The sequence below is a fragment of the Pedobacter frigiditerrae genome (genome assembly GCF_004331645.1).
GTDB lineage: Bacteria > Bacteroidota > Bacteroidia > Sphingobacteriales > Sphingobacteriaceae > Pedobacter > Pedobacter frigiditerrae.
In genome coordinates this window covers 24,157-36,843 of sequence record NZ_SJSK01000007.1, presented here as the reverse complement: position 1 = coordinate 36,843, position 12,687 = coordinate 24,157, and the positions used below count along the sequence as shown (strand labels likewise).

Sequence of the window (12,687 nt, the reverse complement as noted above, 5' to 3'; positions counted from 1 at the left end):
TTAAGATGAGGTGAATAATGGCAGCCGGTCTTGCAATGTCTAGCTGCTGACCTTTTTTACAACCGGGGGTGCTTCGAACACTTCCGGTTTTTTTGGTCATAGTTGATTCTCTATTTCTGAATGCTGGGAGTATCTATTTCTTCATAATTTCTTTGGTTTAATGGTTTAGGTTGTATGGTTAATTATTGGTTCATTAATTTATTGGTTCATTAATTCATTGCTCATTGTGAAACGGTTAGCTGAAAGCTGATTAATTGGAGACAGTAATTTTCCGGCCATTGCTTTTAAAGTGTACATTATTGAGTTCGAGTATGGCAAAAACTTCAGAAAGCTTGCTGTTTCTAGAAATCTGGCCATAAAACTTTTCATCCGTTACCGAGCCACTATATTCAATTTCTACGTTATACCAGCGAGATATCTGCCTCATGATTGCCTTTACATCCTCTCCTTTAAAAGAGAACAGTCCATTTTTCCAAGCCATTTCTTGCTCAACATCAACAGTCTTTTTTTGTAAGCTACCAGCTGAATAATCATAAGATGTCTGTTCGCCAGGGACTATCGTGGTTGAGTTTCTATCGGCAGACACCCTAACGGCACCCTCAAGTAATGTTGTTTTAATTGTCGCTTCATCCTCATAAGCATTAACGTTAAAATGTGTTCCCAATACTTCAATGGTTTGTTTGCCACATGTTACTTTAAAAGGCATCTGTTTATTTTTTGCTACTTCGAGATAGGCTTCACCAGTAATGGTTACCGTCCTATCCTTGCCTTTAAAAGCAGTGGGATATTTTAGACTGGAAGCAGCATTGAGCCATACTTTTGAGCCATCATGAAGCACAACCTGATATTGACCCCCTTTTGGCGTGGTTATGGTATTAAAAGTAACTTCCTCCATCTCTGGAGCAGATTGCACTTTATATTGAATTTCTCCAGCCGCATTTTTGTATACTTTAATCCCATCTAGTTGTGCTATAACACCCTTAGCTGCCGTGTCCAATAAAATCTTGGTGCCATTTGCAAGTTCAAGGGTTGCTGTATTTACCCCTGGAGTAAAGTCGTTGTTTTTGCCAATTGCCTGATAGGTTGGCGATTTAAGTGCAAAATAACCTGTAACAGACAATACTAACAAGATACTGGCAGCAGCAAAATACCTCAGATAATTATTATTAAACAGGGAAGATGTTTTGGTTTGTAGATTTATCTCCGCATCAACCTTATTTTTAATATCATGCTTAATCGTTTCTTGCAATTGAGGGGTCTGACAGTTAAGAAAACTTTCCTTTTCCTCAAATAGATTGTAATATTTTTCTAAAAATTCAACCTCCTCTGGGCTCGCAATCCCCTGATTGAACTTTCTTAAGATGACATTAAAATATTTTAGATCTTTTTCTTCCATAACCTGAAGTATGAGTTTATTTTTATTTTTTATCAATTAAAAACACCATTATTTTCACAATTCCTTAACCGTTTTTTAATTGCCTTTACATACTAGAGCAAAAAACTCATCAATGCGCCCACGCCCAATGAAAAAAAATATAAAAAAAGCTCAATCACCGATAAATTATCGATGAAACATAAAAAATAAAAGATATACAGACGTTTTAACCGATAAAAAATATCAGTTTAAAGAAAAATAAACTTCAAATAGAAAAATCAAGAGATTAAGAAAACATAATTCTCCAAAACAGAAACAAGAAAAAGGCTAATGCCATTTATTTCGTTACAGGAACATAAGAAAGCAATAAAAAAATAACAAAATAAGAAGATTTTAGACGTGAAAGCGATTTACCAAGCAAATTTCTAACTGTTTTTGGAGAAATATCTAATGCAAGCGCTATTTCTTGGCTGGTCATGTCTTGCTCAAATCGCATTTTAAATATTTGTCGTTGTTGTGGTGGAAGAGTATCAACCAAATTCGCAAATGAACGCACAAAGTCTTTATACATTATATGTTGATCTGCTGATGTTGGTTCCTGCAAGGTATGGCTTTTGTCTGGATCAGAAACAAACCTACTCTCCAGTTCAAAATGTCTGAAAACACCATTTCTTGCAGCTATAAAAAGATAGCTATTAAGCTGTTTGATAGGCGTTTTAGAACCTCGCTGCCATAACTGAACGAATACTTCCTGGGCAATATCCTTTGCGTCGTCAACGCTTTCAACCCGCTTATAAGCTGCATCAAATACCATCTTCCAATACCTGTTATAAAGTATATCAAAAGCGTGTCTGTTACGGTTAGTAAGTTCCAATAGCAGTTCGGAATCTTCAGCACCATGAAGATGTTCCCTTTGCATTTTCATATTCAACCCAAAGCTATAAATAATTCGCTTAATGTTAATTTCTAATTGGCCCAATAAAAATACAAAAGCATTATAAACAAGCTATTTACCTCTTTAAATTTAATTAGATAAGCATTAAAAATCAGCATGTTAAATTGATCACACCAGCTACACTATATTTTTGCAATTAACTTAAAATCAATAATTTGATAAAATAAATAAACTATTTTTCTCATTTATTTATTTACGGAAACCAACTAATGACTAGAAAATCAGATTAAAAAATGGTTACGTAGCATTTATGGCAAACCTGAAAATAAAGCCGCACTTAGTGTTATTTTTACACTATTATGTAAAACAGTCACAGGTTTCTATTTCAGACTTGGTATTTCTTTTAAAAAATCAACGATTATGCCATAAGGAATACCTAGACTTATAGCCCTGCTATACCTTGCTATATTAATTCCTAAAAATTGACCGTTAAGGCTAAATACCGGGACAGCGCTTTGTTTGGGCAACAAAATAGCATCAAAGGTAAATACTTGTTTAAACCCATCCCTCCTTTCAGAACCTCCACCCGCAAATTTATCAACAGGATGTTTACTAGCCACGAATGGTTTGTTTACCAATTTAATTGATTTAGTATATTTTTGGTCAGCCCTTAGCCATTCAATTGTTACCTCTTCACCAGCCCAATATTTTGCCAGTTCTGGTGCAAATTCATTAGCCTGCTTTATATTTACACCATTAATATTCATGATAAAATCGCCTGTTTGTATGCCTGCCAATGCCGCAGGGCTTCCAGGTTTTACAACTGTAACAGCCGCCGGACTTGATTTAAATAATATAGATGCACCCAAATAAGGGATGCTACTATTTTTCTCCAATGCTAAAGGCTCGTTTCCAATTATCCCTCTTTGGTACTTTCCGTCGGGCAATAATGCAACGACTATTCCGCCAAGCTTTACCTCCATATTTTTACTTGCATCAATATTCACACCTCCTTTAATGTTTTTATCTGCTTTTAATAAAATTAAATCATTTTGCAAATCTCTTTTAACAATGTGCAGCCGAATTTTTAAACCTTCAATATTTAAAATTGGTAAATCTCCAACGATACTGTTTTTACTAAGAATAAATTGTTCCGTTGTTTTTTCAAGACTGAAGTAGTTAATGATGGTTCCCATTGCTTCACTGTCTAAACCATCTATTTTACTTGTTAGTGCCAATACAGTATTTTTTACTTTGGCCAACTTTATAGCGTTTTTAGCAACAATGGCATCAATCGTTATGGCTTTATCAGCAAAAATAGCTTTGTTTGGACTGTAATTATCTTCTTTAATTGGATACTTACTATAATTAATTACTTCCTGCAACGCAGTCCAGTATTTGTGATAAATATCAATTGGGATCTCAAAATTCTGGTCTTCTTTAACATCAATAGCACTGTGAATGCCAATTAACCTTCCATACTGGTCAAACAATGCACCACCAGAATCTCCAGGTTCCATTTTACAGGTAGACCTGATAAAACCATATTCATTTTTAACTTCAGCTATGTTCCCATATCTTAATGTGGGCAAGGTTAGATTTATCTTTTCTGGATAAGAAATACTGATACAAGGATCATTGGTTTTAAGTAATGACGAAAAACCCATCTCAACAAATGGGAACGGCCCCTTATCCAACAACTGTAGCATACCTGCATCTGGAATTCCTGGAGTTGCTGCTAAATCTATCCGTCCAAGTGCTTTAGCAATTGCGGCTCTACCATCAGGAAAAAATATTTTATAGGTTCTGCCAGGAGAAATAGTATGGGCAGCAGTAAGTATTATTCCTTTTTCATTAACCACAACACCGCTAAACTGTGCTGAGGTACGTTCGTTTTTTTCAACATCAAATCCCCAAATCCTAACACTTGCAGCATATGCTTTTTGAATAGCCATATCTAAAAAAGTCTGTGCTTTAGCTGTTTCCTTTTGTTGTGCGCTTACATTAGTTAAGCAACAGGCAAGTAAAATCAAACTTACCAAACTCAAAAGGCGATTTAATTTGACACAAACATCTACTTTAAGCTTAATTTTATTTATAATCATTATCCCAATGCTAGTTCTTTTGTTAAAACCGCAATTTTAGCATCATTACTTGCCATAATTTGTCACTCAAAAATAATTTGACAATATTTTTTTACACTTCACAAAAGAAAGTTATCATCAAAATGGGCAAATAGCTTAATTTTTTACTCTTTATACTAAACAAAGGCGACAAAATTAGATGAGAAGCAAAATCAACCTTTACGAAAGTCTAGATTACCTCATTTCCTCTAGCAGCACGGGCACAAGGAAAGAGCTTGCCAATAAATTTGGTGTTAGTGAACGTACCATCAGTAGGTACCTGGAAATGATGAATGAAAATGGAGCAGCAATACGCTATAATCGGTTAAAACGAAGTTTTTGCTACCAGAAACCTGGAAGATTTATTGTTGCCTTAGAATTTAGACCTAGTATTTAATTTAAATCTTGGTAGATAAAAATCTTACTACTTCATCCAGAGAGCTGTAAAGGGCATTTTTTTTTAGACGAATTAAAATATTTAGAGGACTGAAGGCTTTTTATGACCTTGACTTAAATTCATCATCAAACTTATTATATTTACCTACCTAAATAAGGAAAATGGAACTGGGCGAAAAAATAGCAGCTGAAAGAAAACGCAAGGGAATCACCCAAGAGCGACTTGCTGAACTCACAAATGTCACCGTGCGCACCATCCAGCGGATTGAAAATGGTAATAGCATACCTAGATCATTTACAGTTTCAGCTATTGCGAAAGCACTAGACACTTCTTATGAATCACTGATCTTTGAGGCACCAGGAAATGCGAAAAACCAAGGTACATTGAGTGAGGACAACATACACTTCCTACAACTACTCACTTTGAGTTGTTTTAGCTTCATCTTTATCCCCATCATTCATTTCCTCATTCCCATGTGGCTATTGAAAAGAGCAGATATTAAAGATCAAAAAACAAAAACCCTTTCCAGAAAAACCATTAAAACACAGGTCATCTGGGTAGCGGCAACCAATCTACTTTTATTACTCTGCCTGTGTTTCAATATTGTTAGTGCCTTTTACTTAGATCGAATCATTCTGATTAACTTTCTTTGGCCTTTACTTCTAATGTACTTCTTTAATGCATACCTCCTTACCAAAGACTTTATAAAGATAAAAAGAGAACTTTATACCAATAATGTCGGGTGATTGTCGGGCAAATGACACCTTAAAAACATAACTAGAAACAGTTCTCGTAAATAGCTTTGCAATCTCAAACAAAAAGATATGCAAAACCTAAAAAAAACTTTCATACTCACCATCGCCTGCTTAGTATGTTTCACCTTACCTACAAAGTCTCAGAGTACGCCACAAGCAGTCGAAAACAAATTGCACTTACCAACAACTGAATATACGATAGCCTTTAAATGGCAGGGAGATTCAGTACTCAATCACTGGGAAAAACATTCTGCCATCCTAATTCCTGTAAAACTTACAGGCTGCCCAAAGACCTTTTACATGCAGTTTGATCTTGGCTCGCCATATTCATTATTCTACCAGAAAAAGCTCCAAACCATTACCATAAAGTATCCAAAGGCAAAGGCAACAATCAATGGCACTACTGCTACTATAGATTTCAGCATTGGAAAAACAAAGATTGGAGCGGAAAAGATCGTGATGCGAGATTTCGGCAATGGCAATATCGATTGGAACGACAATTCGCCAATAATCATCGGCACCCTTGGTGTCGACCTTATCGATGGTAAAACCATGACTCTTGATTACCCAAAACAAAAGCTTACCATTTCTCCTGAAGCAGTAACTCTTCTAAAAAGTAGCACTTATACAAGTTTTACCTATTTCAGGCGCAGTGTCATACTGCCAGCAAAAGTGAATGGGAAACAAACCATGTTATTCTTCGATACGGGTTCTAGCAGGTATTCCCTGCTTACAGATCAGAAAACTGTTCTAGCCTTAGCTACTACCAATGCGCCTCTTTTCACCAGCAAGGTCAGTTCTTGGGACAAGGTCCTTACCGCTAACAGCCTTAGCACCACAGCCAACATTGAAATCTCGGGTCAGGCCATTCCTATTGGCTACGCAACTTATATGGAAGGCGTTAGCAGTGCACAGGTCGAAATGATGACGAAATTGGGTATAGGGGGGATGACGGGAAACAAACTTTTTCTATCATACAAACTTATTCTAGATACCAAGAACAAAAAATTTGCCCTTTTGAAATGAGACAAAAAGCTTTCCATCACAAAGATCTGAAACCGCCCTTGGATGGCATCCTAAAATTAAACCTATTATCAAACACCTAAAACCCACCTTACCTCAAAAGCATCAATTAGCTCAATCAATTGATCATCATCATTTCTAGTAGAAGAATCATGCTTACTCAATTCCAGTTTTTCAATAAGTGCCTTTCTAGCATCCGCATTTGCACAACTGATAAAAATAGCCATGTAATTCCCTATTATTCTTCCCTCGTTGTGCACTAAGTCAGAACCATGGATAATGATATCATCAGCAATAAGCGATCCGCTAACAACAGGCGTTTCTTTATAACCTGGTAATTCTTTTTCAAAAGTTTCAAATTGCAATGTACCTCCAAAGCAAGTTTGATAAAATGAGAGTGCTTCCTTACAATTCCCAGAAAATGTAAGGAAGATCGCACTCTTAAATTCACCTTTAGAACTAGTCATAACCGAAGTATTAAGCATCTGGAATTTCAGGTTCTACCAATTTTATTAATTTCTCTAATGATTCTTGCCAACCTAAATAGCACATTTCGACAGGTATTACTGCAGGGATTCCTTCTTGTAACACTTTAAGTTCGGTACCACACAAAACCTTATTCAGCCATATCGTGGTTGTCATTTCTCCAGGTAAATTAGGATCGTCGAATTTATCTGAGTATTTGATGAATTCGTTAGGTTTAATGTCAAGATATGTTCCACCAAAAGAATGCCCATTACCTGTACCAAAATTAATAAAGGTCATCTTAAATTTACCGCCTACTTTAAAATCCATTTCCTGTATGGTACATACAAAACCATAAGGTGGCAACCATGTTGAATGGGCTGTAGGATCTTCAAATGCTTTAAATACTTTTTCGGGGCTCGCCTTGATCACCCTGTGTAAAGAAACTGAATTACTTTCCATTGTTATTAAGATTTAGTTTACGATTAAAGGTATACGAAACCATAAGTATAGCCAAAACTATAATTGGTAATAGCATATACATGATGTTTTTATCTACGCATGCGTGGCTTATGAATGCAAAGATCAGGCTAAAGGTTAACCCTGCGTAAGCCCATTCCTTTAACCTACTTGGTGTTTGAGGCAATGCAATGGCCAATGTGCCTAATGCCTTACAGATGATCAGCGCATAGGCAAAGTAATCTGGATAGCCTAATGGCCTTGTACCAACAGTTACATACTCTGGTGTAAATAGAATGGTGCTAAGTGGCATGATGCCTTCCCAAAGGATGATGATGGCAGTTGCCACCCAAAAGATGATTTTATTCTTTTTCATTTGATTAAGGATTAAGGTTTATGAATTGGTTGATTCAACATATTTCACAAAGTTGTTTAAGATGGACTGCCATCCTTGTTTCTGAAATTCAGGCTCATTTTGCGTTTCAGTATCAAAAGTGGTTGCCAAATGGGTTTTACCATTTTCTTCAGTAAATAGTGTAGTCGCTTGTCTACCATCACCCATGGTATAGGTGATTTCTTGATTTAATACCACACTGTCATATACGCCTTCAAAATCGAAACCGAAACTTCCATCCTTAGCCTCCATCCTATTTTTAAATTTACCGCCTACTCTTAAATCGTTTTCACTGCTTGGCGTATGCCAGCTTGGATCGGGAGTATTCCATTTAATGATATCGCTCGGTGTATTCCAAGCCTTCCATACTTTTTCTACAGGAGCATTTACTGTTGCTTCTACCGTAACTTTTATTGATTGTGCCATTGTTTTTATTTTTGTTGGTTAATTTTTACAATTCAAAAGTACAGTAGCACCTAAAATTATAGCTGTTGCGAAAACGACAAATTAGGGGTGAATTATGACAAATTAATTTTAACTTGTGTTTCAATATTTTTTGTTTGATATGCAGATTTCTGTCTTTGTGCCTGACCATGGCGTAATTGAAGCCATTACGCCACCATTTAGAACATTTAATACCGCCAATGAGTTTCTAACTGCATTTGGTAAAAAGCCCATTTTTAAAGTTGAATATGTAGGCTTAACAGAATATGTACCTGCCAACAATGGCGAGTATGTTATAAAAACTGATCGCTTGCTCAAAGATGTCGCTGAAACAGACTTACTGATTATACCACCTACCTTTGGTGATACCCTTAAGGGTATAAAAGCCAATGCAGCAGCAATTCCTTATTTTAAAAAACTGCACGATCAAGGCTCAAGCCTGGCTAGTTTGTGTATTGGTGCTTTTCTTTTAGCAGAAACAGGTTTACTGAATGGCAAAAAATGCTCTACACATTGGGCGCACATCAATGAGTTTAGAGAAAGATACCCAGATATAGAGGTTGAAGATGGAGCAATTATAACAGAACATGGTAACATTTACAGCAGTGGCGGAGCAAGTAGTTTATGGAATTTAATATTGTACTTGCTAGAAAAATTTTCAGATAGAGAAACAGCAATCATGGTTTCAAAATACTTTGCATTGGATATCGGCAGAGATAGTCAATCTCAATTCGCCATATTCAAGGGACAAAGAAATCATGGCGATAGTGATATCCAAAAAGTACAAGATTACATTGAAAACCATTATGGCGATAAGATCTCAATAGAGACTTTAGCCAATTTAATTAATTCAGGCCGTAGAACTTTCGAAAGGCGATTTAAGGAAGCTACCAATAACACACCCTTAGAATATATACAAAGAGTAAGAATTGAAGCTGCCAAAACTTACTTCGAAGCATCGAGAAAAAACGTTACAGAAATCATGTTTGATGTAGGTTACACAGATACAAAAGCATTTAGGGAAATATTTAAAAAAATTACCGGCCTTACGCCTATTGAGTACAGAAATAAGTTCGCAAGGTTAGCAAATGAGGTTTAGAGCTTAAATACATTATTTCATGCTATAAGTTGAACTTTTTACTTTGAAAAAGCATTAAACCCCAACACTAAAAACATTCATCACTTTCAAGATAGTCGCCCTAGAAATCCAACATCCCAATATTTCAATCAGTTAATTTTTTAATCAAAAGAAACTGGAGAATTAAGTAACAACATGAAGAAACACCTTAAATACATTGACGATACCTCGAATAAATTTTGGCAGATTGAAGTAGTTGACACAGCCTATACGGTTACTTATGGTAAAAACGGCACTAATGGTGTTTCCCAGACCAAAACATTTGCAGATCAAACCGAATGCCTAAAGGCGGCAGAGAAACTATTAAATGAAAAAATCAAGAAGGGTTATTCAGAAAGTGGAGATGTAGTTAAAAGCCAAACTTCAAGAGTTGGCAATACGGTTACAAAAGACACTGATAAAATCCTGAATGTTTATGATTCCATCATCAAATCTAGAGCTTTCTCGCAGTTGTTACCATTTCTAAAAGAAAATTCAACTGGCAATATTGAGGTGTTAAAAAAACACATCAAAAAGAGTAAAAAGTATTGGATGACGTTCATTGATTTTAAAGATGAACCGGCATTTACAAGAGCCGGCTCTAGTTGGGGAACACGTGGAGATGAAAAACAAAAGCAGATTATCACTGCAAGTGCCGTTGCCATATTTAATAAAACAGATATCCTGTCCTGGGACGAGGCTTTCGATTTTTTTAGCAAAATAATGGAACCACCCATTCTGGAAATCATTAAATGGGCCAATCCAGCATGGATTGCTGATTACCTACTGGAACATACTAAAAAAAATGAATGGAGACGATTTAGCTATCCCACCTTACGCCTATTAGAGCACGAAAGCCTGATTGTTCATCACCCCGAACTATTTGCCATATGTATAGCAGGTTTCAACGAATACCATGGCAAACTAAAAACCAGAGATTTTATCCGCAATGTAGTAAATGATCCCTTGGCCTATGAACGTGATATTCTAGAGCTTTTCAACTATGAAACTGACCTACACATTCACCATTTCAGGGATGATAAAGATGAACCATACAATGCCTATAATACTTGGGAAATTATCTTTAAAACGTTGTTGCAAGATGGCAAAATCAACAGAAATCATTTTATCGAGCAAGCTGTACTGATTCAGACCAAGGACTGGAACAGTAATCTAAGGTCATTTTTCCGAAAAAGACTGGTAGACATCCAACCAACCGCAGAAGAACTGATTGTTCACCAAGAGAATATCTTTTCTTGTTTACACAATGCCATACCACCTGTTATCAACTTTGCCATAGAGCTGATCAAGAAAATTTACGACCATCAAAAATTTAATGCCACTTCCTTTCTTGACTGGATGGAGCCTGTAATGATGAGTAATGACAACAAAGCTGCCATCAAAAATGGTCTTCCGATTTTAGAAAAAATAAATAAGCTATATCCAAAACTCAATAAAAAGATTACCAACCTGGTTGCAGATGTATTTGTAGTACCAGACATGAACCTTCAGGAAAGAGCCACCAAAACGCTATTGAAAATAGCATCCGTAAAAGATAAAAACTTACAAGAAAAATTATCTGGTTATACTCCATTGATGCAGGGAAATATCTCTTCTAGCTTAAGTGATTTTTTAGATAAGGAAATCATACATGGCTCACCTGAGCAAGCAGAGAACTATTTTTTTGAATCAAAAGAAGAAAAAGTACTCACAACTCCAATTGAACTACCAAAAAACTGGAATGACATTCTCTATTTGTTCGGCAAATTTATTGCATCAGATGATGTAGCACACTCAGAAATATTAGTGAACGCTTTTATCATGCAAACCAGCTTATTCCCTGTCGATTACTCAGTGCAACTTCAACCCTATAAAAAGCAACTAGATAATAAGTACTTTAATAATGTATTTAAGGCTTATGTTTCGGTTTTTCTTGAGCAAAAAATAGAAAATTACAACACAATATACAGGGTAAAAAATAGCCAGTATCACAAAATCAAAACCTTATTATTAGGTAAAGAGATACTAGAAGCAGCAGATGCCCGAATGCGGAGTGGGTTGAAGTCGCCTTTGCTTTCCTTTCCTACGCACTACCCGCATTGGGTAGCCCCTAAAGTTTTAATGGAAAGACTCATTGCCCGTCAACATCACAATGAAACAATAAATAAATTAGACTTAAGTGTTGCCATTAGTAGAATGCCTCGTAAAAACATACAAGAGGCCATCCCATTGCTAGACCAACTAAAAGGTGAGCTTAAAGAATTAATGGCATTCTGCTTAGGCACAACTACAAAAATTTCAATTAAACCTTCATCCTTATTCAACAAGTTATTTACAAAGATTAGCGGCCCAGCACCTGATGACCTGAGTTATACATGGGCTATAGCTGCAAGGACATATTATCCAAATGAAGTTTTTAAGGAATTTGAACAAACCCAGCTTAAAGATTTGGATTTCGCTGTTGCACCCTTCAGGCCTAAACCCAGGATGGAAGAGAAGTGGAATGAATTCATGAACTACGTGACCAAGAAAAAAGAAAGAACACCTTCTTGGTATGAATTTAATTTCGACTTTTCTGCCTATAAGATCGTTCCTTCCCCCTATCTATTTGCTCAAGATCTTTATGGCTCAAAAAAAGGATGGGAATACCAGTTAAACGAAGGAGACGTTTACTACTGGAATAGTCTGATGCCACAACATACAGATGCATTAAGCTATTTTTTACTACGCGGATCCTGCGTAAACGCCAGTGGAGGTAGCCTAGAGCTAAAGGGATTTCTAAATGTAATCAATGCCCCCGGGTTCAGGTTCTCAGAAATCACCATGTTAGCTTTTGCCAGTATATTCTTCCAAGAAAAGAAAGAGATCAGGATAATGGCAGCAGAAGTACTGATCAATTTAATCGAAAAAAGAACCATCGACGTAGATCTGCTCGCAGAAAAAATAGCCTACCTTGCATCAAACAAATACGGCGTTTTTTCAAGGTTAGTCGAAAGCCTTGCTACCTTAAAAGACATTTCCGCAATTCACAATTCGGCATTTTTGCAATTAATGGAACGCTTTTTTATGCATTTGCATCTAGCTGATAAACTACCCCTTAATTTTAAACGCTTTGTAGAGCATTATGTCGATCTACTTTACCGCACAAATCAACCACCTTCTCCAAATACCATTACTTTTTTTGAGAAACATAAAGACAACGCTTCACTCAAATCCCTAACCAAACAAATCTTAAAATAA

Annotated in this window: 12 protein-coding genes; 5 read left to right on the top strand and 7 right to left on the bottom strand. The window is 36.2% G+C overall.

The features are described from left to right. Window positions 1-250: 250 nt before the first annotated feature. From EZ428_RS21360 to EZ428_RS21350, 3 genes are all read right to left on the bottom strand, one after another. Complete coding sequence (locus EZ428_RS21360) at window positions 251-1,396, bottom strand: FecR family protein (protein ID WP_131555367.1); 1,146 nt, start codon at window positions 1,394-1,396, stop codon at window positions 251-253. A gap of 316 nt (window positions 1,397-1,712) precedes the next feature. Continuing rightward, window positions 1,713-2,300 (bottom strand): RNA polymerase sigma factor, encoded by a 588-nt coding sequence (locus EZ428_RS21355; RefSeq protein WP_225871114.1) that lies wholly within the window; start codon window positions 2,298-2,300, stop codon window positions 1,713-1,715. Between the two features lie 350 nt (window positions 2,301-2,650). Next, window positions 2,651-4,375 carry a S1C family serine protease gene (locus EZ428_RS21350; RefSeq protein WP_131555365.1) on the bottom strand — a complete coding sequence of 575 codons (1,725 nt, stop codon included), beginning with the start codon at window positions 4,373-4,375 and terminating at the stop codon, window positions 2,651-2,653. 178 nt (window positions 4,376-4,553) lie between these two features. Here EZ428_RS21350 and EZ428_RS21345 point away from each other — a divergent pair, with 178 nt between their 5' ends. The 3 genes from EZ428_RS21345 to EZ428_RS21335 all read left to right on the top strand — a co-directional run bounded on the left by EZ428_RS21345 (window position 4,554) and on the right by EZ428_RS21335 (window position 6,571). Next, window positions 4,554-4,790, top strand: coding sequence for an HTH domain-containing protein (locus EZ428_RS21345; RefSeq protein WP_131555363.1), 237 nt, complete (start codon window positions 4,554-4,556; stop codon window positions 4,788-4,790). A gap of 161 nt (window positions 4,791-4,951) precedes the next feature. After that, a complete protein-coding gene (locus tag EZ428_RS21340; RefSeq protein ID WP_131555361.1) occupies window positions 4,952-5,536 on the top strand; it encodes a helix-turn-helix domain-containing protein in 585 nt (194 codons plus the stop codon). Window positions 5,537-5,614: 78 nt separating this feature from the next. Continuing rightward, entirely contained in the window at window positions 5,615-6,571 is a 957-nt protein-coding gene (locus EZ428_RS21335) for a hypothetical protein (RefSeq protein WP_131555359.1), read from the top strand. A gap of 68 nt (window positions 6,572-6,639) precedes the next feature. On the opposite strand, the gene EZ428_RS21330 is transcribed toward EZ428_RS21335, so the two are convergent. Genes EZ428_RS21330 through EZ428_RS21315 form a run of 4 tightly spaced genes read right to left on the bottom strand, consistent with a single transcriptional unit; the run spans window position 6,640 to window position 8,312 of the window. Next, on the bottom strand, window positions 6,640-7,035 hold the full coding sequence (locus tag EZ428_RS21330; RefSeq protein WP_165501847.1) for a VOC family protein: 396 nt from the start codon (window positions 7,033-7,035) through the stop codon (window positions 6,640-6,642). Between the two features lie 10 nt (window positions 7,036-7,045). Then, entirely contained in the window at window positions 7,046-7,495 is a 450-nt protein-coding gene (locus EZ428_RS21325) for an SRPBCC family protein (RefSeq protein ID WP_131555355.1), read from the bottom strand. Continuing rightward, entirely contained in the window at window positions 7,485-7,868 is a 384-nt protein-coding gene (locus EZ428_RS21320) for a DoxX family protein (RefSeq protein WP_131555353.1), read from the bottom strand. The genes EZ428_RS21325 and EZ428_RS21320 overlap by 11 nt, the downstream gene beginning before the upstream one ends. Before the next feature lie 18 nt (window positions 7,869-7,886). Continuing rightward, window positions 7,887-8,312 carry an SRPBCC family protein gene (locus EZ428_RS21315; RefSeq protein WP_131555351.1) on the bottom strand — a complete coding sequence of 142 codons (426 nt, stop codon included), beginning with the start codon at window positions 8,310-8,312 and terminating at the stop codon, window positions 7,887-7,889. Between the two features lie 139 nt (window positions 8,313-8,451). On the opposite strand from EZ428_RS21315, the gene EZ428_RS21310 reads away from it, so the two are divergent. Together EZ428_RS21310 and EZ428_RS21305 are read left to right on the top strand one after the other, a co-directional pair. Next, window positions 8,452-9,429 carry a GlxA family transcriptional regulator gene (locus EZ428_RS21310; RefSeq protein WP_131555507.1) on the top strand — a complete coding sequence of 326 codons (978 nt, stop codon included), beginning with the start codon at window positions 8,452-8,454 and terminating at the stop codon, window positions 9,427-9,429. A 174-nt stretch (window positions 9,430-9,603) separates the two neighbouring features. Then, entirely contained in the window at window positions 9,604-12,687 is a 3,084-nt protein-coding gene (locus EZ428_RS21305) for a DUF6493 family protein (protein WP_131555350.1), read from the top strand.